Origin of the sequence: Stutzerimonas chloritidismutans (genome assembly GCF_020783375.1) — a bacterium.
GTDB classification, from domain to species: domain Bacteria; phylum Pseudomonadota; class Gammaproteobacteria; order Pseudomonadales; family Pseudomonadaceae; genus Stutzerimonas; species Stutzerimonas kunmingensis.
The window spans coordinates 489374-511620 of record NZ_CP086067.1 but is presented as its reverse complement, the minus strand read 5'-3'; the positions used below and the strand labels follow the sequence as shown (position 1 = coordinate 511620).

The 22247-nt window shown below is 59.6% G+C and carries 19 protein-coding genes and 1 riboswitch; of the genes, 6 read left to right on the top strand and 13 right to left on the bottom strand.

The annotated features are described in order from the left end of the window. Nucleotides 1-26: 26 nt before the first annotated feature. On the bottom strand, nt 27-1907 hold the full coding sequence (gene thiC, locus LLJ08_RS02295; RefSeq protein ID WP_023444878.1) for a phosphomethylpyrimidine synthase ThiC: 1881 nt from the start codon (nt 1905-1907) through the stop codon (nt 27-29). Nucleotides 1908-2007: 100 nt separating this feature from the next. Continuing rightward, nucleotides 2008-2114, bottom strand: a riboswitch (TPP riboswitch). Between the two features lie 175 nt (nt 2115-2289). Between thiC and LLJ08_RS02290 the strand changes: the two genes are divergently transcribed. Then, on the top strand, nt 2290-3744 hold the full coding sequence (locus LLJ08_RS02290; RefSeq protein WP_228208114.1) for a TolC family outer membrane protein: 1455 nt from the start codon (nt 2290-2292) through the stop codon (nt 3742-3744). A 172-nt stretch (nt 3745-3916) separates the two neighbouring features. On the opposite strand, the gene waaA is transcribed toward LLJ08_RS02290, so the two are convergent. Next, nucleotides 3917-5185 carry a lipid IV(A) 3-deoxy-D-manno-octulosonic acid transferase gene (gene waaA / locus LLJ08_RS02285; RefSeq protein ID WP_228208113.1) on the bottom strand — a complete coding sequence of 423 codons (1269 nt, stop codon included), beginning with the start codon at nt 5183-5185 and terminating at the stop codon, nt 3917-3919. A 119-nt stretch (nt 5186-5304) separates the two neighbouring features. On the opposite strand from waaA, the gene LLJ08_RS02280 reads away from it, so the two are divergent. The 4 genes from LLJ08_RS02280 to LLJ08_RS02265 all read left to right on the top strand — a co-directional run bounded on the left by LLJ08_RS02280 (nt 5305) and on the right by LLJ08_RS02265 (nt 8657). Continuing rightward, nucleotides 5305-5637, top strand: coding sequence for a DMT family transporter (locus tag LLJ08_RS02280; RefSeq protein WP_046617622.1), 333 nt, complete (start codon nt 5305-5307; stop codon nt 5635-5637). 60 nt (nt 5638-5697) lie between these two features. Beyond that, nucleotides 5698-6873 (top strand): NAD(P)/FAD-dependent oxidoreductase, encoded by a 1176-nt coding sequence (locus tag LLJ08_RS02275; protein ID WP_228208112.1) that lies wholly within the window; start codon nt 5698-5700, stop codon nt 6871-6873. Beyond that, a complete protein-coding gene (locus tag LLJ08_RS02270; RefSeq protein WP_228208111.1) occupies nt 6870-7679 on the top strand; it encodes an aldo/keto reductase in 810 nt (269 codons plus the stop codon). The genes LLJ08_RS02275 and LLJ08_RS02270 overlap by 4 nt, the downstream gene beginning before the upstream one ends. A gap of 90 nt (nt 7680-7769) precedes the next feature. Further along, nucleotides 7770-8657: a metal ABC transporter ATPase gene (locus LLJ08_RS02265; protein WP_228208110.1), complete on the top strand. Its 888-nt coding sequence runs from the start codon at nt 7770-7772 to the stop codon at nt 8655-8657. Between the two features lie 70 nt (nt 8658-8727). Here LLJ08_RS02265 and hldE read toward each other — a convergent pair whose 3' ends face one another. From hldE to msbA, 4 genes are all read right to left on the bottom strand, one after another. Continuing rightward, a complete protein-coding gene (gene hldE / locus LLJ08_RS02260) occupies nt 8728-10149 on the bottom strand; it encodes a bifunctional D-glycero-beta-D-manno-heptose-7-phosphate kinase/D-glycero-beta-D-manno-heptose 1-phosphate adenylyltransferase HldE (protein WP_221103410.1) in 1422 nt (473 codons plus the stop codon). 79 nt (nt 10150-10228) lie between these two features. Continuing rightward, on the bottom strand, nt 10229-11623 hold the full coding sequence (locus tag LLJ08_RS02255; protein ID WP_228208109.1) for a PIG-L deacetylase family protein: 1395 nt from the start codon (nt 11621-11623) through the stop codon (nt 10229-10231). Between the two features lie 2 nt (nt 11624-11625). After that, complete coding sequence (locus tag LLJ08_RS02250) at nt 11626-12522, bottom strand: GNAT family N-acetyltransferase (RefSeq protein WP_042922518.1); 897 nt, start codon at nt 12520-12522, stop codon at nt 11626-11628. Then, a complete protein-coding gene (gene msbA / locus LLJ08_RS02245; protein ID WP_228208108.1) occupies nt 12522-14339 on the bottom strand; it encodes a lipid A export permease/ATP-binding protein MsbA in 1818 nt (605 codons plus the stop codon). Before msbA ends, LLJ08_RS02250 begins: the two co-directional genes overlap by 1 nt. Before the next feature lie 33 nt (nt 14340-14372). On the opposite strand from msbA, the gene LLJ08_RS02240 reads away from it, so the two are divergent. Beyond that, complete coding sequence (locus LLJ08_RS02240; RefSeq protein ID WP_228208891.1) at nt 14373-14975, top strand: serine/threonine-protein kinase; 603 nt, start codon at nt 14373-14375, stop codon at nt 14973-14975. On the opposite strand, the gene LLJ08_RS02235 is transcribed toward LLJ08_RS02240, so the two are convergent. The 7 genes from LLJ08_RS02235 to LLJ08_RS02210 form a co-directional block, all read right to left on the bottom strand. Then, the gene (locus LLJ08_RS02235; protein WP_228208107.1) at nt 14957-16117 is read right to left on the bottom strand and encodes a cation-translocating P-type ATPase; all 1161 of its coding nucleotides are present in this window, start codon (nt 16115-16117) and stop codon (nt 14957-14959) included. The two genes, LLJ08_RS02240 and LLJ08_RS02235, sit on opposite strands and share 19 nt — an antisense overlap. A gap of 198 nt (nt 16118-16315) precedes the next feature. Beyond that, on the bottom strand, nt 16316-16639 hold the full coding sequence (locus LLJ08_RS21060; RefSeq protein WP_419585755.1) for an SGNH hydrolase domain-containing protein: 324 nt from the start codon (nt 16637-16639) through the stop codon (nt 16316-16318). A gap of 231 nt (nt 16640-16870) precedes the next feature. After that, nucleotides 16871-17800, bottom strand: a complete 930-nt coding sequence (locus LLJ08_RS02230; RefSeq protein ID WP_228208106.1) for a polysaccharide pyruvyl transferase family protein — start codon at nt 17798-17800, stop codon at nt 16871-16873. Between the two features lie 11 nt (nt 17801-17811). After that, a complete protein-coding gene (locus tag LLJ08_RS02225) occupies nt 17812-18603 on the bottom strand; it encodes a polysaccharide pyruvyl transferase family protein (RefSeq protein ID WP_228208105.1) in 792 nt (263 codons plus the stop codon). Then, nucleotides 18593-19564, bottom strand: coding sequence for a glycosyltransferase family protein (locus tag LLJ08_RS02220; RefSeq protein WP_228208104.1), 972 nt, complete (start codon nt 19562-19564; stop codon nt 18593-18595). The genes LLJ08_RS02225 and LLJ08_RS02220 overlap by 11 nt, the downstream gene beginning before the upstream one ends. 1 nt (nt 19565) lies before the next feature. Beyond that, nucleotides 19566-20474: a glycosyltransferase family 2 protein gene (locus LLJ08_RS02215; RefSeq protein ID WP_228208103.1), complete on the bottom strand. Its 909-nt coding sequence runs from the start codon at nt 20472-20474 to the stop codon at nt 19566-19568. Next, on the bottom strand, nt 20461-22215 hold the full coding sequence (locus LLJ08_RS02210; RefSeq protein WP_228208102.1) for a carbamoyltransferase family protein: 1755 nt from the start codon (nt 22213-22215) through the stop codon (nt 20461-20463). Before LLJ08_RS02210 ends, LLJ08_RS02215 begins: the two co-directional genes overlap by 14 nt. Nucleotides 22216-22247 lie beyond the last annotated feature (32 nt).

Sequence of the window (22247 nt, the reverse complement as noted above, 5' to 3'; positions counted from 1 at the left end):
ACAGCCAGTCGATCACACCTCGCCGGTCACACCTGTTTGTAGATCACCGAGCCTTCGTCCTTGAAACGCGAGGACTGCTCGGCGAAGCCCGCCTCGATGGCCTTCTGCTCGTCGGTCAGGCCGTGCTCAGCGGCGTATTCGCGCACTTCCTGGGTAATCTTCATCGAACAGAACTTCGGTCCGCACATGGAGCAGAAGTGCGCCACCTTGGCCGATTCCTTCGGCAGCGTCTCGTCGTGGAAGGCACGCGCGGTGTCCGGGTCGAGGCCGAGGTTGAACTGGTCTTCCCAGCGGAACTCGAAGCGCGCCTTGGACAGGGCGTTGTCGCGAATCTGCGCGCCCGGATGACCCTTGGCGAGGTCGGCGGCGTGCGCGGCGATCTTGTAGGTGATGATGCCGGTCTTCACGTCATCCTTGTTCGGCAGGCCGAGGTGCTCCTTCGGCGTGACGTAGCAGAGCATGGCGCAGCCAAACCAGCCGATCATCGCCGCACCGATGCCACTGGTGATGTGGTCGTAGCCAGGGGCGATGTCGGTGGTCAGCGGGCCCAGGGTGTAGAACGGCGCCTCGTCGCAGCACTCCAGCTGCTTGTCCATGTTCTCCTTGATCATGTGCATCGGCACGTGACCCGGGCCTTCGATCATGCACTGCACATCGTGTTTCCAGGCGATCTTGGTCAGCTCGCCGAGGGTTTCCAGCTCACCGAACTGCGCGGCGTCGTTGGCGTCGGCAATCGAGCCCGGGCGCAGGCCGTCGCCCAGCGAGAAGCTGACGTCGTAGGCCTTCATGATTTCGCAGATCTCTTCGAAATGCGTGTAGAGGAAGTTTTCCTTGTGATGCGCCAGGCACCACTTGGCCATGATCGAGCCGCCGCGGCTGACGATGCCGGTCACGCGCTTGGCCGTCAGCGGCACGTAGCGCAGCAGCACCCCGGCGTGGATGGTGAAGTAGTCCACGCCCTGTTCAGCCTGCTCGATCAGCGTGTCGCGGAACAGCTCCCAGGTCAGGTCTTCGGCGACACCGTTGACCTTCTCCAGCGCTTGATAAATGGGCACGGTGCCGATCGGCACGGGCGAGTTGCGGATGATCCATTCGCGGGTTTCGTGGATGTGCTTGCCGGTGGACAGGTCCATCACGGTGTCCGAACCCCAGCGGATGCCCCAGGTCAGCTTGGCCACTTCCTCTTCGATCGAAGAACCCAGCGCCGAGTTGCCGATGTTGCCGTTGATCTTCACCAGGAAATTGCGGCCGATGATCATCGGCTCGAGTTCGGTGTGGTTGATGTTGGCCGGGATGATGGCGCGACCGCGGGCCACTTCGTCACGCACGAATTCCGGCGTGATCTCCTTGGGGATCGAGGCGCCGAAGCTATGCCCGGCGTGCTGATCCTTCAGCAGTCCAGCCTCGCGTGCTTCGGTCAGCTTCATGTTCTCGCGGATGGCAACGTATTCCATCTCGGGCGTGATGATGCCCTTGCGCGCATAGTGCATCTGGCTGACGTTATGCCCGGCCTTGGCCCGCCGCGGATGGCGTACATGGGCAAAACGCATGGCGGTCAGCTCCGCGTCGTTGAGGCGACGCTGGCCGAACTCGGAGGTCAGCCCCGGCAGCTTCTCGGTATCGCCGCGCTCCTCGATCCAGGCACTGCGCACATCGGCCAGGCCCTTGCGTACGTCGATCTGCACGTTCGGATCGGTATAGGGGCCGGAGGTGTCGTAGACGGTAACCGGGGCGTTGATCTCGCCGCCGAAGTCCGTGGGCGTCACGTCCAGGCTGATCTCGCGCATCGGTACGCGGATATCCGGACGCGAACCCTGCACATAGATTTTCTGCGAACGCGGGAAGGGTTGGATCGACTGCTGGTCGACCTGGGCGGATTCACTCAGGTTCTGTTGTTCTACACGCATCAGGCTGGCTCCTAGAGAATTGTCGGAGCGAACCTGAAAACACGGATGGCAAGGGCATCGGGTGCGCCGGAACTGGCGCTGAGAGAGCTGGCCGAACGACTGGCGAGCACATCTTGTTCCCTACGCAGGCCTTAACCTGATCAGGTTCAACGGGATCCGGAACTTTCCGATCTCAGCCTTCGCTTCAAGGCACCCCGACAAGAACGCCATGGAGTCTAATCAAGACCCAGTACGAACGCCATGCCAAGGGCGAAACTAGTCGACCGTTCGGTCATTCCGGCCGGCCGCAATCGGCATCTGACCTTGCCTCGCACACGCGCCTTGACCCCCCGTCAGCCGCCGCTTAGCCTTGCCCCTCAGCTCTATTCAGGATGGACCCAACATGCTGCGCAGACTCCCCCTGGCTCTCGCCGTGGCTTCCCTCACCGCCGGAGCAGCCTGGGCACAGGAAACCGTCCCGCTCGCCAGCAAGACCGATCTGGTCAGCGTCTATCAGCAAGCCGTCAACAACAACGCCGACCTGGCTGCAGCGCGTGCGCAGTTTCGCGCACGCCAGGAAATCGTGCCGCAGGCGCGGGCCGGGCTGCTGCCCAACCTCAGCGCCGGCGCCGAGCTGAGCGATACCGAAACGGACGTCGATACCAGCAGGGGCTCCACCTCGCTGTCGCGCAGCGGTACCGTCTACCAGGCAACGCTGAGCCAGCCGATCTTCCGTGCCGATCGCTGGTTCCAGCTCAAGGCCGCGGAGGCTGTCAGCGAGCAGGCTGCGATCGAATACTCGATTGCCGAGCAGGACCTGATTCTGCAGAGCGCCCAGGCCTACTTCGCCGTGCTGCGCGCGCAGGACAACCTTGCGGCAGTGAAGGCCGAGGAGGCTGCATTCAAGCGCCAACTCGACCAGGCCAACGAGCGCTTCGAAGTCGGCCTGTCGGACAAGACCGACGTGCTCGAAGCCCAGGCCGGCTTCGATACCGCCCGGGCCAACCGCTCCATCGCACAACGCCAGGTCGAGGACGCCTTCCAGGCGTTGTACACACTGACCAACCGCGAATACATCGCCCTCGAAGGCATCCGCCACACCCTGCCGGTGCTGGCCCCGGTGCCGAACGAGGCCAAGGCGTGGGTCGATACCGCAACGCGGCAGAACCTCAACCTGCTGGCGGTCAATTACGCGGTGACCGCAGCGGAAGAAACCCTGCGCCAGCGCCGCTCCGGCCATGCACCGACGCTCGATGCGGTGGCGTCCTATCGCAAGGGCGACAACGATGCGCTGGGCTTCAGCAACAGCCAGAGCATCCCGGACTTCGACATGCCGCGCTACACCGGTGACGTCGAGCAGCGCAGCATCGGCCTGCAGCTGAACATTCCGCTCTACAGCGGCGGCCTGACCACTTCGCAGAGTCGCGAGGCCTATTACCAGCTCAGCCAGAGCGAGCAGCAGCGTGAGAGCCTGCGCCGCCAGGTGGTCGAATCCACACGCAATCTGCACCGAGCGGTGAACACCGATATCGAGCAGGTCGAGGCTCGCCGGCAATCGATCATCTCGAATCAGAGCGCGCTGGAGGCGACGGAGATCGGCTATCAGGTCGGCACGCGCAACATCGTCGACGTGCTCGACACCCAGCGCCGCCTGTATGGCGCCGTGCGGGACTACAACAACGCCCGCTACGACTACATCCTCGACAACCTGCGCCTGAAACAGGCCGCGGGCACGCTCAATCCGGACGATCTGCAGCAGCTGGCGGCATACCTGAAGCCCGACTACAACCCGGACACCGACTTCCTGCCGCCGGACCTGCCGCAGACCATCGGCCAGCCGGTGCGGATCGATTACTGAGCGACGGAGGACAGCAGGTGCATGATCGGCCGGGCAGCGTAGCGATACCTTCATGCACCTGTGCGAGAGCCCAACGGCTAAAACTCTAGCGTTGAGCTGCCCGGGACGGGAAAACCATCAAAAGCATCCCGCTGCGAACATGGCGGCCTGACGCCGAATCCGCCCGGCCAAGTTACCTAAGCAGCCGCCCCACCCCCGCCAGCAACCGCGCCAGAGCACCCTGATTGGCCTTGAGCACGCCGAGACCGGCATCGCGCATCGCCTGGGCCCCGGCTGGATCGCCCCAGAGTTCGCTGACCACCTGCGCCAGTTGCGCGGCATCCTGCACTTCACGCAGGGCGCCAGCAGCGCGCAACTGTGCCGATATCTCGAGAAAGTTGAACAGGTGCGGGCCGCTGAGCACCGGCTTGCCCAGCGCTGCGGGCTCGAGGAGGTTGTGCCCGCCGTTGGGCACCAGACTGCCGCCAACGAAGGCGATATCCGCCAGTGCGTAGAGAAACAGCAGCTCGCCCATGGTGTCGCCGACCAGTACCTGGGTGCCGGCGTCGACCACTTCCCCCGTCGAGCGCCGCACGGCGACAAACCCATCCCTGACCGCCGACTCGTACACCGAGGCGAAGCGCTCCGGGTGCCTGGGCACCAAGATCAGCAGCGCCTGCGGGTGTTCGCTGAGCAGCTGGCGATGCGCAGCCAGAATGATCTCGTCTTCACCGGCGTGTGTACTGGCGGCGATCCACAATGGCCGTTCCAGCGCCGCCCACTGCTGGCGCAATTTATTGGCACGCTCCAGCAGTGCCGGGTCGATGGTCAGGTCGAACTTGATCGAGCCAGTCACCTCGACGCACTCATCGCGCGCACCGAGCTGGCGAAAACGTTCGGCTTCAGCCTCTGTCTGCACAGCAATCAGGCTCAGCTTAGCCAGCATCGGCGCAGTCAGACGGGCGAAGCGCGCGTAACCGCGGGTCGAGCGCTCGGACAGGCGCGCATTGGCCAGCGCCACCGGGACGCCGCGACGGGCGCACTGATGGATATGGTTGGGCCAGAGTTCGGTCTCCATTACCACCGCCAGCTTCGGCCGCACGCGGTCAAGAAAGCGCGCCGCCGCCCAAGGCAGGTCATAGGGCAGGTAGCAGTGCTGCACGCTGTCGCCGAACAGTGCCTGGATGCGCTCCGAGCCGGTCGGGGTCATGCAGGTGACGGTGATCGGCAGCTGCGGATAGCGCGCCATCAGTTCGCGGATCATCGGCGCCGCGGCGATGCTCTCGCCGACCGATACCGCATGCACCCAGATGCCACCCGGACGAAGCGGCGGCAAACCAAAGGCGAAACGTTCGCTGACACGACGGGAGTAGGCCGGCGCGCGCCAGGCGCGCCAGAGCAGGCGCAGAAATACCAGCGGCAGGCCGAGGTGGAACAGCAGGGTATAGAGGGTGCGATTCATGGGCGCGGAGCTTAGCAAGCCGCCTGCCGGCGAGCCACAATCGCCACGGCTGGCGAACTAGTTGACGAGGACGCGACCGAACGAAGTTGACCTCCTCCAGCCCACGATCAGGATTTCCCATGTCCGGTTACGTTTACCTGGCCATAGCCATCTGCGCCGAAGTGATCGCCACCACTTCGATGAAAGCCCTGGCCGGCTTCAGCCGCCCGCTGCCCCTGTTGCTGGTGATTTGTGGCTATAGCTTGTCCTTCTGGATGCTGGCGCTGGTGGTGAAGACCATTCCCGTGGGGATCGCCTACGCCATCTGGGCGGGCCTGGGCATCGTGCTGGTCAGCATCGCTGCGGCGCTGATCTATCGCCAGCACCTGGACCTGCCGGCAGTGCTCGGTATGGCCCTGATCATCGCTGGCGTGGTGGTCATTCAGCTGTTCTCCGGCAGCACCGGCCACTAAGCGCCCCGCGAACTGCATACAGTTATACTGCGCGTCCGTTTCCCCGTATGAGGCCTGCACATGCCTGAATCCCTCAGCACCGATGTCCTGATCGTTGGCGGCGGCGTCGCCGGCCTCTGGCTCAACGCGCGCCTGCGCAGGCAAGGTTTTGCCACGTTGCTGGTGGACAAGGGAACGCTGGGTGGCGGGCAGACCGTGAAGTCCCAGGGCATCATTCATGGCGGTACCAAATACGCCTTGAGCGGCGCCCTCACCGGCGCATCCGAAGCCATCGCCGACATGCCACGGCGCTGGCGCGAGGCTCTTGAAGGCAAGGGCGAGCTGGATCTCAGCGGCGTGCGCCTGCTGTCCGATGCGCATTACCTCTGGTCGCCCGGCACGCTGGCCGGCAACCTCACCAGCTTCTTCGCCAGCAAGGCAGTGCGCTCGCGGGTTGGTCAGGTCAAGGGCGACGAACTGCCACCCGCTCTGCAACACCCGAAATTCAAAGGCAAGGTCTACCGCCTCAGCGAACTGGTGCTCGATGTGCCCAGTCTGATCGCCCGCCTGGCCGAGCTGGCCGGCGACAGCCTGCTCGCCGGCCAGCAGGTCGAACCGCTGCTCGATGGCGACGAGCTGGTCGGTCTGCGCGTCGACGGCCGCGAGATCCGCGCTCAGCGCATCGTCTTCAGTGCCGGTGGCGGGACGGCCGAGCTGCTCACGACGCTCGGCCTGCAGCAACCGGCCATGCAGCGCCGTCCGCTGCACATGGTCATCGTCAAGGCGCCGACGCTCAAGCCGCTCTATGCCCATTGTCTGGGCGGCGGCACCAAACCGCGAATCACCGTGACCAGCCATCCGGCGGCAGACGGCGAATGGGTCTGGTACCTGGGCGGCGATCTGGCCGAAGCCGATGGCGTGGCGCGCGACGAAACCAGCCAGATCGCCGCGGCGAAGAAGGAACTGGCCGAGCTGGTACCCTGGATCGACCTGTCCGCAGCGCACTGGGCCACGCTACGCATCGACCGCGCCGAGCCGGCGCAATCGGCCCTCGCCCGTCCGGACAACGCCTTTCTCGCCGAGCAGGGCCGCCTGCTGGTCGGCTGGCCGACCAAGCTGGCGCTGTCACCGGACTTTTCCGACCGCGTCGAAGCTGCTCTCGCCCGCGACGGCATTCGCCCCATCGAGCATCCTGCGCTACCGCAACTGCCGCGACCACCGTTGACCGGGCTGTTCTGGGAAGGGCTGCTGCCATGAACGCAACGCTGCATGAGTTGCAACGCCCGCTGGGCAGCACCGGCCTGAACATCTCGCCGCTGGGTCTGGGAACGGTGAAGCTAGGACGTGACCAGGGCGTGAAATATCCCAACGGTTTCGCCATCCCCGACGATGCCCAGGCTCGCCAGCTTCTGGCTCTGGCCCGCGACCTGGGCATCAACCTGATCGATACCGCCCCGGCCTACGGCGTCAGCGAAGAGCGGCTGGGCCCTCTGCTCGCCGGCAAGCGCGATGAGTGGGTGATCGTCAGCAAGGTTGGCGAGGAGTTCGAGAACGGCCAGTCGCGCTTCGACTTTTCCGCCGCGCACACGCGCTTTTCGGTCGAACGCAGCCTCAGGCGTCTGCGCACCGATCGCATCGAACTGGTGCTGGTGCATTCCGATGGCAACGATCTGGACATCCTGCAGCACGCCGAGGTCTACCAGACCCTCGCCGAGCTCAAGCGCGAGGGCAAGATTCTCGGCTACGGCCTCTCCGGCAAGACCGTGGACGGCGGACTGCTGGCGCTGCAACAGGGCGACTGCGCAATGGTCACCTACAACCTCAACGAGCAGGCCGAGCGGCCAGTGCTCGACTACGCTGCAGCCCACGGCAAGGGCATTCTGATCAAGAAGGCGCTTGCCAGCGGCCACGCCTGCCTCAAGCCAGGTGAAGACCCGGTGCGCCGAAGCTTCGAGTTGCTGTTCGGCCACCCCGGGGTCAGTGGCGCGATCATCGGCACTATCAATCCGCAGCATTTGACGGCTAACGTACGGACTGCTGCTGCCGTTCTGACCCGCAACTGAAACGGTCCTGGCGGCAACGTTCATCCGCTGCGCGGAAGCGCATTACGCTGATGCCGCGCGGTTACTTTCTTCGCCGCAAGGAGAAACCGAATGCCAAGAGTTCTGGTACGCAAGAGCCCTGCCGCATTCAAGACCCTGCCTCTCTACGTCGAGGCCAGCCAGGACAACCTGAGCTACCAGAGTCTGGGCCGGCCGTTGAACTTCAGCGAAGTGATCGAGCGCCGCCGCCCGGTGGAGGTGTCCGATCCGGGCCGTTTTGCCATCGAACTGGCCAATCTCGGCGTTTCAGTGCGTCTGACCATGAGCTGGCAGGGCCGCGAATACTGGGTGCTGGTCCGTCAGCAGCGGCCGGACCGTGGTGACGTTGTGCTCAAGCTGATTTCCGGCTACATCCCGGCGCATGAGCTGAACCTGCCGCTGCTTACCGCCATCCAGGAGATCGCCGAAGAATGCCTGCTGGAAACCCCTGAAGGCTGGCTTGCCGGGCGTTTCGGCGATACCTGGCTGCCCATTCCGTACCAGGCCAGCCTGCACTACCGAGAGGCGGTGCACTTCAAGCTCGCCTCGCAATCCGGCGCCACGCGTCCGGTGCAGTGCGGCAACATGGTGCTGATGGAGCGTCCTCGCGCCTATGTACACCTGCCGACCGCATCGTTGCAGCTGGTCTATGACATGCGCATGGAGCTACCGAAAGAGACGCGACAGCTGAGCCTGTTTCATGTCGATGAACGCTTGGAAGAGGGTCAACTGGTTGCGCGCCTGGAGCGCAGCCGGCCCGACATCTACCTGATACCGCTGCATCAAGGCCAGCCGCAGGATCAGCTACTGCAACTGCGCAATGGCCAGTTCAGCCCGGTGAACGCTCGCGGCCTGTGGCTATCGGAAAGCTTTGCGCCGCAGGAAGGCTGGGTGGTGCGCGACGAGCGCGTTCGCTGGCGGGATTGGTGGGCGGCACGGCCGCTGGCGGCCGCCCGTTAACGCGAAGTGGAAAGCCGCGAAAAGCGGCTATCCACCTACTGACGATACGCGGTAGGCGTATCCAAAGGGCTCAGCGGCTGCGGATCTTCTCGACGATGGCTGTGGTCGAGCTGTTTTCAACCAGCCCCAGCACCTTCACCACGCCACCGTATGCCTTGACCAACTCGGCACCGACCACCTGATCGACGCCGTAGTCGCCGCCCTTGACCAGCACATCGGGGCGGACCTGGGCCAGCAGGTTTTCCGGCGTGTCCTCCGAAAAGCACACCACCCAATCCACCGCTTCCAGACCGGCCAGCACCGCCATGCGGCGATCTACCGAGTTGATCGGCCGCCCCGGCCCCTTCAGGCGGCTGACCGAGCCGTCGTCGTTGACTGCCACGACCAGACGGTCACCTTGCGCCCGGGCCTGTTCCAGATAGGTCACATGGCCAGCGTGCAGGATGTCGAAACAGCCATTGGTGAAGACGATCTTCTCGCCCTCTGCCCGTGCATCCTCGACCGCAGTGAGCAGTTGTTCGACGGTCATTACACCGCGCTCGGAGCCCTCTTCGCGCTGTACGGCTCGGCGCAACTCGGGTGCGCTGATACAGGCGGTACCCAGCTTGCCGACCACGATGCCGGCGGCCAGGTTGGCCAGTGCCACGGCCTGCGGCAGCTGCTCACCGGCAGCGATGGCTGCCGCCAGAGTTGAAATGACGGTATCCCCGGCGCCGGTCACGTCGAATACTTCACGGGCACGAGCCGGCAGGTGCAGCGGCGCCTGATCGGGACGCAGCAGGGTCATGCCGTGCTCGCCGCGGGTGACCAGCAGAGCCTCAAGGTCGAGAGTGGCCATCAGCTCGGCGCCCTTGCTCACCAACTCGGCCTCATCGGCACAATGTCCGACGATCGCCTCGAACTCGCCCAGGTTCGGCGTAATCAACGAAGCGCCGCGGTAGATTTCAAAATCCTTGCCCTTGGGGTCGGCGAGGACCGGAATGCCGCGACGGCGCGCAGCCTGGATCAGTGCCTGATGGTTCTTCAACGCGCCCTTGCCGTAATCCGACAGCACCAGCACCTTGACCCCAGCCAGCAAGCCCTCCACGTCGGCCAGCAGTGCGGCAGGATCGGTATCGAACGGCTCTTCGAAATCCATGCGCAACAGCTGCTGATGGCGACTCATCACCCGCAGCTTGACGATCGTCGGCTGGTCCTCGATGCGCTGGAAGTGCGCCTGCACGCCCGCCGCCGCAAGGCTGTCGGCCAGACTCTGGCGCGCTTCATCTTCACCGGTCACACCCACCAGCGCAGCAGGCGCACCCAGTGCCGCGATGTTCAGCGCCACGTTGGCCGCGCCACCGGGCCGATCCTCGATCTGCTCGACCTTGACCACCGGCACCGGCGCCTCAGGCGAGATCCGCGAGGTACCGCCATGCCAGTAACGATCGAGCATGACGTCACCGACCACCAGAACGGCGGCTTGGTCAAAACGGGGCATGGACAGCTTCATGAGGGCTCCGGTGAGGAAGAGAAAACGGCGGCGATCATAACATGCAGGCCGCGGCCGCCTGCCCGCGACAGGCGCCTTGCTAGAGGTGGCGGACCCAGAACAGTTCGTGCCTGCGCACCGCCTTGCGGAAGAATTCGTCATCACCTGTTGTAGGCCAGCGACGTCCCGCCAGAACCCGTTGAATGCTCCGACGCAGGCGCTTTTTCATTGGCAGGGGCACTTGCAAGTCATGCTGCATGGCCAGCGCCATGGCCTTGTCCAGCTGTGCCTCGGCATTCAACGTAGGACTCCACAGGCGATCAGCCGGCAAAGGCTCGATAGCAGGCGGCAAGGCGACACCACAGCCAGCTGGCCCCATGGGCCAGCGGTCGTTATCGTGCAGGTGATTGGCGTAGAGCAGAAGGGCTTCAGGTCTCCACTCCCCGGCCTCTATTGCCTGACGAAGAGCACGGGTCGCGGCAACGTGGTCGGCATGCGGATCCAATTCTGGATGAGGCGTGATTACCACCTCGGGACGAAAGTGCGCAAGCAAAGCACGCAGATCAGCTTGCAGGTTGTGCCACGTAGGCTGTCCATCGCAGTCCCCTGGCAGCTGCAACGAGTTGTGCGCTCTCGCAGTGCGTATGTCGGTTTCACTCGACTCACGAGAGCCGAAGACCCGCTCGGGCATGGCCTCCATCGCTGACAGTTGCAAACAGTAGTAGCCAAGTTGCACGCAGTCCCGCTGGGCCACCCCCCCCCACAGCGGCACAGCAAGACTGCCCCAGGTACGCAACCGCCCCTTAAGCCGCGCCGCCGCAGCGCTGTCCAGCCCGAGGCGGCGGTAGTTATCAGCTTCAATCTCGCCCTGGGTCAGCGTGACAATAGCCACCTCCGGGGTATGACTGTAGAGGCCGAAGGCTGCCAACTCGGCATCATCGGCGTGGGGCGCGATAATCAGCACCCGCCGCTGCGTATAGTCGGGGTTACGCATGGCGTATAGCCTGACCTCGGCACCCAGACGGCAGTACCGGCTATCGAAGCGCAGCGAGCCCGCACGCAAAGCCTCCTCCTGCCCAGACAAATTCAGATAACGCCGCCCACCTACGCCACGCTCAAAATCCTGACGATCCCCACCGACATACACACGAGGGTCACGCAGATGTCCGACCCAAGTTGTCTCCAGCCGCACCTCAAGAATCAGCGTGTCGGCATCAGGCAAGTCACCGGCCAGGTGCAGGCAACCACGCTCGATGCATCCGCCCAGTTGCACAGCATCCGGCGGAAACTGGTAACGGTAGTCTTCCTGCGGCCGATAGAACAGATGATCAGCGAACCAGGCCTCATGGACAATCCAGCCCAGAACCAGCAGTAACGGCAACAGCCAGAAGCTGAGTGCCACGCCTATCACCAGCAGCGCGACGAACGCCGTCACCATCGCTATACGTTTATGGCGGCGATGCTGTCGCAACAGCTTTTGTTTGCGCGCTTCCATGCTCACACCTGATAGACCGGAACGCGGTTGCACCAGCGGTCCTTGTACTCTCGGTCCGCACGACCGAAGGAATAACGCAGCGGCTTGCCCAACGCCCGTGCCTCGGCCCAGGCCGTCTGGGTGTTGACGAAGCTGAGGACGCTGCCAGGGCTGAAATCCCGCTGCTGCGGATCGACACCGCCATTGATGTAATCGATCGACACCCACTTCGGTGCCTCAACCCGGTAAAGCACCTGGACGGCGATGGGCTGCTCATCGAGCAGGACCACAGAGCCGGTCATGAACTCGCGCAGTAGTGCAAAAACCTCTTGCAGATGGCCCTTACCGGGCGCCTCGAAACCCCAGCGGCGCTGGAATAGATCGGCATACATCGCAGCCTGCTCGGTCGGCGAGAAATCCAGCATCGGTCGCAGCACACCGCCGGCCTCTTCCAGCAAGCGCTGCTCGCGGCGCTGGTTGTAGCGGAACTTCTTCGAATACTGTTCCGGCTCACGGGCCAGGGCCAAGCCCTCCGGCTGCTCGCGCAAGGTGCTGATCGCGCCTGCATTGAGCTCTGACACGTAGCGCATGCGCTGGCGGACCGGAATCGCCGCCTGCTCGGCGACGGGCAGGATGATTTCGGCATTACCCAGATCGAACAGCCCGCGCTTGCCGGCCTTTTTCAATACGTCCTTGGACAGCGCCAGATGGCGCCCCCAGCAGGGCACCGCGGCGATCACTTCGCCTTGCCGCTCCCAGGCCAGATAGCGCACCGGAATACCGACAAGGCTGGCCAGGCGCTCGACGACAGCTGGGTGAGTGGCGACGCTGCCGCCGTAGCGCTGCCAGATCTGCGCATAGGCGCCGGCATCGATCTCGCACCAGCCGCGCTCACGCCAGCTCCTCAGAAACTGCAGCATCAGGCGCCCTGCTCGTCTGGCGTGTCGTCCTGAAACTGCGTCGCGTGGAGCCTGGCGTAGGCACCGTTCGCCGCCAGCAGCTCGGCATGGGTTCCACGCTCGACGATGCGGCCCTGCTCCATCACCAGGATCAGGTCGGCCTTCTCGATTGTGCTCAGCCGGTGAGCGATGACCAACGTGGTGCGGCCCTGCATCACATGGTCCAGAGCCCCCTGGATATGCCGCTCGGACTCGGTATCCAGCGCCGAAGTCGCTTCATCAAGAATCAGCACCGGGGCATTCTTGAGCAGTGCACGCGCAATCGCCAGGCGCTGCCGCTGCCCGCCGGACAGCAGCACACCGTTTTCGCCGACCATGGTCTGATAACCCTCCGGCATCTGCTCGATGAACTCATCGGCGTACGCATCGCAGGCCGCGCGGCGTATGTCGTCCAGCGGCGCGCCAGCCAGATCGCCGTAAGCGATGTTATTGGCCACCGTATCGTTGAACAGCGTCACTTGCTGAGTCACAAGCGCGATGTGACGACGCAGGTTGCGCAACGTGTAGGATTCGACATCCGCACCGTCGAGCAGTATCTGACCTGCCTCATGGTGATAGAAGCGTGGGATCAGATTCGCCAGCGTGGATTTGCCGCTGCCGGATCGACCTACCAGCGCGACCATCTGCCCGGGCTCGATGGTGAAGCTGATGTCATGCAGCACGCGTTTGTCGGTACCTGGATAGACGAAATCGAGGTTACGCACTTCGAGATGGCCGCTGACGGCTTCGCGCTCAAGCGTGCCACGATCGACTTCTGGCTCCTCGTCGAGCTGCTCGAAGATACTTTCCGCCCCGGCCACGCCCTTCTGGATGGTCGAGCTGACTTCCGAGAGCTGACGTATCGGCTTGGGCAGCAACCCCGCCAGCGTGATGTAGGCGACCAGATCGCCAGCAGACGCGTCACCTCGGAGCAACAACACAAGGAACATCAGCACTGCCATGGCGCTGTAAATGACCAGCTGCAGACTCGGTGTGTAAACGGCATTCGTCTTGACCATACGCAGCTGCTTGGCGGTGTTCTCCGAGCTCGCAGCCAGGAAACGATTCCGCTCGTAAGGCTCGCCTCCGAAGCTACGAACCACGCGATAGCCCTGTATGGTTTCCGAAGCGACATGGGTCACGTCGCCCATCGCAAGCTGAATCTTCTTGCTCTGCTTGCGGAATTTCTTGCTGGCGCTCGACACCATGAAACCGATCACTGGCAGTATCGCCAGCATCACCAGAGTGAGCTTCCAGTTCATCCACAGCAGCGTGGCGAACAGGAAAATCACTGTCATGCCCTCGCGCACCACAACCTTGATCGCATCGGTCGCCGCGCCGGTGACCATGGTCACGTTGTATGTGATCCGCGAGATCAGATGCCCGGAGTTGTGGCTGTCAAAATAGCGATTGGGGAGTGTCAGCATGTTGTTGAACAGTGCCAGCCGCAGGTCATGCACCAGCCCTAGCGAAACCTTTGCAAGAAAAAAATTGCCGAGGAACGAACCGATGCCCTGCACCAGCGCGATCAGGATGATGAGCAGCGGCACGGCCTGCAGCAACTTCAGCTCGGCCAGCCACTGCAACTCGTTGAGATGCGGCACCTGAGCGAAGAAACTCGCGTCAGGATTGTTCAACCCGTCGACGAAGAACTTCAGGATGTAGCCCAGCGCGGGCTGCGTGGAGGCAAAGAGCAGGAAGCCGAGGAGGCTCATTGCGAACAGCCCCCAATAGGGGATCACATAGCGCAGCAATCGCAAATAGACCTTCACACTCGATTGCTGGGTAGAATTGGCCATTTGGCAAGCCCCATGAGACAGCTAGAGGAAATGATGCGGATTGTAACAGCGCAGGAATTGGAAAGCTGGCTGGCCAGCGGTAGCGTGCTGGAAAAGGATGGCCGTGGCCCCAAGGTAGTCGCGCTTGAAAACGGCATGTTTTTAAAGATCTTCCACACACGTCGCCATCCCATACTGGCTCGTCTGCAGCCCGCCGCACGAACATTCGATAAAAATGCACAGTACCTCCAGCGGCTGGGCATAGCTGCACCTCATGTGGTAGACGCGTTCTGGATTAATCGCGCTCGAGGCCTAAGCGGCTGCCTTTATCGGCCTCTTCCAGGGCAATCGATAGAACAGCTTTTCATCAGTGATCCACGGCAGGTTATGCAAATACTGGATTCCCTCGCCTACTTCATACGGCGTCTGCACCAGCAGGGGATCTACTTCCGCTCTTTACACTTAGGTAACATTTTGCGTTTGCCTACTGGCGACTTTGGATTAATCGATATACTTGATTTGCGAATCAAGCGCCGACCGCTCAACAAGTGGCTAATTAAGCGAAACTTCCAGCACATGCGCCACTATCTAAAGCGCAAGCGACTGGAAAGTTTTCCACTGGACGACTTGCTTCGCTGCTACGAACGCGCTGACTGAGAGCGACCCAGCAGATACTGATGCACCACCACTCGCTGCCCAGCAATGATCGCCATAAATGTCGGCAACCAGACATAGATCCAGAGAGGCTGAGGTGTCGTGAAGACGCCACTGGTGGTGGTAAACAAACTCCCCCATCCAAAGAGCGACAAGAGCAACCACGGCCGCCCCTCTCTGCGAGCATTGCGCAGATATAGCACGGCAAACACTACCAAGAGCACTGCTCCAATTAGTCCGTTGCGATAGAGCATGGCTACATAGCCGCTATGGGGATGATAGAAACGACCTAGCAGCAACCCTTGATCCCTGCCGCAGCCCCACCACAGGCTGCACTCAGCATATAAACGCTGCAATGCAGCTTGCCAGATATCCAGGCGATAACTTAAGCCTCGCTGCAAAAGCAGGTCATCTATACCGACCAAGACACCCAAGGCAAACAACGCCATAGTCACGCCAATCCCTAGCCAAAACATTCTTTTGAAGAAAAGGAAACAAACGAAAAACAAGGCATATCCGAGCAGTGTTGAACGAGATTGAAAGACGCTTGCATTGATCACCTGCAACAGACTGAGCACAAAAATCCCCGCCAGTAATAACAGCCGCGAGCGGGTTTCAAGACGCTCAACCATATAAAACATCCACAAGTAAAGCAAAGCAAATCCGACTAATAACGAAAAGTAGACTGGATTTATCGCCTCACCCAAAAAATACCCATACCGCGCCCATCGCCCGCTCTCAACCCCTAACAACAACCAATCGAACGAAGTGAAAAGCAAAATTCCAACACTACCAGCAGAAAACAGCAACAATGGACCATGCAAGAACCAATAACGAGAAGACAAATATAATAAACAAAAGAAAAACATCGACAGGTAGAGTACTTTCTTTAGATCAGCCCAATCCCCTGCATCCAAAACCACCATCAAGGCCAGCAAGGCGAAAAACCAAGACAGCGGATACATTTTTTCCCAAAGTGCTTTCGGGCGAACCATGACCCATACCAACATAGGCAGCGCCAGCCCAACATAGAAAATATTATTGACCGCCTTGGACGAAAGCGGAGAATAAAAAGCTAGACAGAACATCCCAAAGACAAATGCAAGCACAACCCTTCCATTTACCCAAGATTTAATCGCCAACATCAAAAATGCTTCCGGAAAATTAAGATATATAAATACTACCCAAAGAGCCAATCAATTCCTGCATTCTGCAGCTTATAAAACCACACAAGACAACCTTCTTAAAGCACGCACACCAATCAAACAATAAGCCAAGCGATCAGCCCAACAAAAGAAATTACTTAAAGATTTAACTTCCTGCCATCATCCAGCTAAAAACCTTCAACCATACCTCCCGACACATCGATCAACTCCCAACCACTCTCGATCTAGAAAATATTGGGGTAGACAAAGGCGTAAGAATTGCTTACCTCGCTCACTCAGGCGGTCTGCATCCACATAACGTGACACACCCTCGACACAGCCATAACAACATCGCCCATCGCATATGTATGGCAAGGGTTCTAGCAGGTGTACACCACATTGTTTGGCAGACTCATCCTGCATGGCCCAGATAAACGCATGAAGCTCGTGGTACTGCTCCAGCCGAGTGAAACATCCGTCGCTAGGCCACGCAGCCCACCGCCTTAGGTAGTGTACTGGCATTTCCTGCACGGGGCGCATAGATAAACCGGACACTGACGAACCAACTTGCGGGCTGAGTCTAGGTTATTTTCTGTCAGCAATCAGTGATTGGGCCGCGGCTGGCCGATTTACTTATCCCACCACCCCTCATCCGCATCGGGTGCATTGAGGTATCGGCTATTTATAAATTTCTGCGAACGGCCAACCCCTACACATACCCGGCAGAGCATAGGATATAAAGAAAATAAAACTTTAAGACAGCGCAGCCGCGTCAGGCCGGCAAGGCATTCCGTGCATACTTTCAAAGCTTTTTCTTGCCCGTTCAAGAGCGTCAAGATAGCCCAGCCTGATATTCTTTTTCTCCTCCTCAAACTCGAGCGCCGCCGGAGACCAATTAATTCTCAACGAACGCAAACGGTTAGACACAGCCCGACCCAACCCAGACTCTTCCACATAGTTGATACCAATCAAGTCCTTGACTACACTCACCCGATAATCATCTTTTTTATTTTTATCATAAATAAATACTACGGGAATCCCCATAGCAATGCAGGGCATCGCACAATGGATTTTTGACGTAATGACGAGCGAAGCCGTTCGACTGTATGTATCAAGCAAATGTTGGGATAACTCCTCCTTCAATGCAGGAGTCAGAGCCGGCAATCGCAGCTTGGCCTGATCGACCACAACTGCACGGCGACGAATACTGCGCGGCACGGTAGATTCCGCACCCTTGCTCAAGCCAACCATATAGACTCGCCCGTTCTCCGGCTCCCGCTCTCTGCGAGGCAGCGTCAAAGTCACACACTTGCTATAGAAAGCGTCCACACCATGGCGTTTTAGTAACTCCATAGTTCCTCGATCCCTGCAACCAATCGGCTCGTGCTTTTTGAGATAAGCGATACCATCTGGAGAGCAGACCTGGGCAACAGAGCCCGGTGTTACATGGAAAGCAAAAAACAAAGGAACCAGCTCTGGCGCAGGCGGCCATTCGACACCGCCCAAAAAATATCCATTCATGGAAAGCACCCCGGGAGTTACTGGGTGCTTAAGTTTTTCACGAGAAATACTACCATCCACCCGCGGCAAAAGCCTTTTTGCCGCCAGCGACTGAATATCGTCCCCAAGATTTGACCAGCCCTCAAAAGACTTACCAGAGTATTCGATAGTGTAAATATTCATTTTGCCAAGCTCTAGAGTTCAGGAAATTTTTTTATTAAATCTTTTTGGATATCTGATAGGCCCGGCCGACAATAGCCTTCGCTCAAACGTTCGAACTCGGTAGCCAAGGGCTTAAGCTCGTCGGCGCTCAAGCACTCTGGCGCCCGGAGACCGAACGCAGAATAATAGTCGTCAAACTTAAGTTCATCTATCAACCCCGCCGAAAGGCGAACTCTAACGTTCGGAACACCATAAGCATCTGCAACAACCAAGCCATGTAGACTGGAAGAGACTATGAACTCGCAAGCTGCAATCTGACGCAGAACTTCCCGTGGCTCATCGAACACACTAATAAGATGAACACCGCCCATCGCAGTAAAGGCGACTGATGAAGGATTGGCGCGATCAACGTAGTGGGGCACAAAACCTATCTTGTATTGTTTTTGCGCTGGACGCTTAACAAGCATCTCGGCAAGTAGACCAGGATCTCCCAATGCCGGCGTCAATCCTGAACCGGCAATGCGCTGGAGCGTCTCACTTCCACGAACAGCGTGATAGTAATGCCGCTCGCTGAAGCGCTCACCCGACTGTCCGCACCCAGAGCCCCATATATGTATTCGCCGTTTGAATCCAAAGCGCTTGGCCTTGTGCTCGTTGGCGAGAATCGTTCCGATTGCCATCAACTCCGCTTCTTTGAGCGAGGCATACTTCACGGAGCGCCCCGAAACCGCCTCCACTATCAGTGGTGACAGATAGTCGCCAAAGTTCTGCTTACTGCTATCTGTTCGGCCCGCACCTCTGTGCCAATACAGCTTAATTGCCACGCCCACCTCCTAGCCCAAGCCTACGCAACCACTGCCGGGTACGAAAAACCCTAGGCACAGGTTCGAACGCAGCCAATATCGCGAAAAACTCCGCGCTTTGTGCAGCATAATCAAAACGCTGAATCGCCATCGCTTTACCTTTACTTGAAAGCGCGCTTACAAGGTTCTGATCTGAAGACAGCTGCGCAACAAGCAGTTCGAATTGTTGCTGATTCTCGTACAGCATCACCTGTTCGCCCGACTTAATACCCAGGGCTTCTTCTTCGCCATGCCCTTGCCGAAAGGCTAGCAGAGCACAACCACAGGCCATCGCTTCAAAATTCTTGGCCATATACTCACCGAGTCCAATATCGGCGCTAACGAAGACTCTTATTCGATTCAATAAATTACGATAATCGTCACCGGGTGCTGCACGTAAAATTCTAAGCCCATGACGTCGCTCAGCCCACAACAGGAATTCTTTTCGCGCCTGATACGTCTCGCTATCTAAACGCCCGACGAAACCCAACGGAATGTCACGCTCCAACCCCATGTCATATAGCTTAGAGCTATCAAACCCCTTAGGCAAAAAATGAGCATCAATGCCCGATTCTCTATACCGCTGACACACCCTGAAGCCAGTAATTACGATGCGCGCATGCGGCACCTTGCGATAAAACTTGGTGAAAGAACCCTTCCATTTGGAGCTTTCTATAAACTCCTGACAGGCATCCTCTTCATATATTAACAGCCCCCTAATTCGTGAGAGAAGACGCCACTCACGGACTAGATACCGAAACAAAAGATCGCAGACCACACGATCGTAAGCAGAAAAATCAAACTTCCTTAGCAAGGCACCAATCCTTTTTTGCTCCTGCTTACTAAAGTAGTGAATTTCTACGTCTGCAAATTTTGACAAGCCTTCCCATAGAAGATGATTATCGGGCTGACGCGGCGAAGTGCTGAGTACCAAGATCCGCATCTCAGCCTCCGAAAAGCATGCGTAGTGCCTTGCTCAGATAACTCCAGCGCAGTGACTGGCTAGGATTCAAGCGTATCGCTTTACTGTAGAAGCGGCGTGCCTGTGCGCGATCTCCCGCGTTGAGGGCAGCCCGGAATAGTGAGAGATAACGCTGCGCGGCATAGCGTTTGCGTAAGGACTGACACTCTACGGGCAGGTGCTCGAATACTTCATGCACAATGCTAAGCGCATACGCTTCCTCCTTATCTCTACTGTGCCGCAAGCTGTCGGCGTGCTTGTAAATCTTCGCCAATGGCACGTCAGTTGTTGCCACTGGAGCACTTACAAGCAAATACGCGAACACCGGAATGTCCTCCCCATTGCGAAGCTGTTCGGGATAAGGACGCTGAAGGAGCAAGTCTCGACGAAACAGCGAACAGCAATGGGAAATAGAAATTCGCTTCTGTAGAAGATATAACCGCGTTAGCTCCCGAGGACTGGCCACTGGCACAGGACTAGCCAAACGTAGCCGCTCACGCCCATCAGGGAAAACAGAAAGTTGGGCGCCGAGAACCATTCCAGCCTCTGGCTTAATCTTCACTACGCTACGCAAAGTGTCCAACGCATTCGGGAGCAGTTCATCGTCGGCGTCCAGTAGCAGAGCGTAACGCCCATGCGCTTCGCGGATGCCACGGTTGCGCGCAGCCGCAGCGCCAGCGTTAGCTTGATGGATCGCATGCAGGCGTGGGCACCGCGTTGCGTACGTGGCAAGCACCTCGTTCGTGTTGTCACATGAGCCATCGTCAACCACGATCAGCTCGACATCATTGGCCATCTGGCCGAGCACTGAATCAAGTGCGCGCGGCAGCAGGTGGCCGTAGTTGTATGTAGGGATGACTATACTGATCAGGATGAGTTCAGACGCCGTCATACCAATCCTTCTCGTCCTTGACCACGAGAATGTCCTCCATGATCAGGTACTGCAGATCCGAGCCATAAAACATGTTCAGCGCATCGGTTGGCGAACAGATCATCGGCTCGCCGCGGCGGTTCAGCGAGGTGTTCAGCGACACGCCATTGCCGGTCAGCTTTTCGAGTTCCAGCATCAGGTCGTACCAGCGCGGATTGTGCCGGCGCTCCAGTACTTGGGCGCGCGACGTGCCATCCTCGTGAACCACTTCACCAACGCGCTCCTTCCAGCCCTCGTTGACCTCGAAGGTGAAGGTCATGAACGGGCTGGGGTGATCGACCTTGAGCATTTGTGATGCAACGGTATCGAGCATGGATGGGCAGAAGGGTCTCCAGCGCTCGCGGAACTTGATCTGCTCGTTGATGCGATCGGCCACGCCCGGCACGCTCGGACAGCCGATGATCGAACGGCCGCCAAGGGCGCGCGGGCCGAACTCCATGCGCCCCTGGAACCAGGCCACGGGGTTTCCGTCCGCCATGATCCTGGCAATGCGCTCAGGGGTGTTGGTGATCTGCTTGAACACCGGCTGGTTGGGGTGCCGGGCACAGGCCGCGATGACATCTTCGTTGGAATAAGACGGGCCGAGATAGACGTGCTCCATCTTTTCCACCGGTACACCGCGCTGGTGGGAGACGTAGGCAGCCGCACCAACCGCGGTCCCGGCATCGCCGGAGGCAGGCTGGACGAACAGCTCTTTGACGTCGTCGCGGGCGATGATCTTCTGGTTGAGCTTGACGTTGAGCGCGCAACCGCCGGCGAAAGCAATCTTGCCGGTCTCGCGAATGATGTCGCCCAGGTAATAGTCCATCATCTGCAGCGCGAGCTTTTCGAACAGCGCCTGCATGCTGGCGGCGTAATGGATGTAGGGATCGTCAGCGATGTCGCCTTCGCGCTTCGGACCGAGCCAGTCGATCAGCTTGGGCGAGAAGTAGTAACCCTTGCCCTTTTCCTTGTAGCGACGGAAGCCGATGACGTTGGCGTAGTCGGTGTTGATGGTCAGCTCGCCGCTCTCAAAGGACGCCAAACGGGAGAAGTCGTACTTGGCCGCATCGCCATAGGGCGCCATGCCCATGACTTTGAATTCGCCATCAAGCATCTCGAAACCGAGGTATTCAGTGATCGCGCCGTAGAGACCGCCGAGGGAATCCGGGTCGTAGAATTCCTTGATCTTGTGGATCTTGCCATTCTCGCCCCACCCGAAGAAGGTGGTGGCGTATTCACCCTTGCCGTCGATGCCGAGGATCGCGGTCTTCTCGGTAAAGCCCGAGCAGTGATAGGCGCTGGAGGCGTGAGCCAGGTGGTGCTCGACCGGCTGCAGCTTGACCTTTTTCAGGTCGAAGCCGAGCTGCTGCAGGCACCACTCGATGCGCTTCTTGTAGCGGTAGTAGCGCCGGTTGCCCATGAGGATGGCGTCCAGCGCACGATCCGGGGCGTACCAGTAGCGCTTGGCGTAGTGCCAGCGAGCCTTCTCGAGAATGCTGATGGGCGCAAAGGGAATCGCCACCACGTCAACGTCCGACGGCTTGATGCCGGCCTGCTCCAGGCAGAATTTTGCCGACTCGTAGGGCATGCGATTCTTGGCATGCTTGTCGCGCACGAAACGCTCTTCTTCCACGGCGGCGATGAGTTTGCCGTCGATATAAAGCGCTGCGGAAGGATCATGACTGAGAGCGCCGGACAAGCCGAGAATCGTCAGGGCCACGGAGAAGCCTCTTGAACAGGTGATAGCCGAAT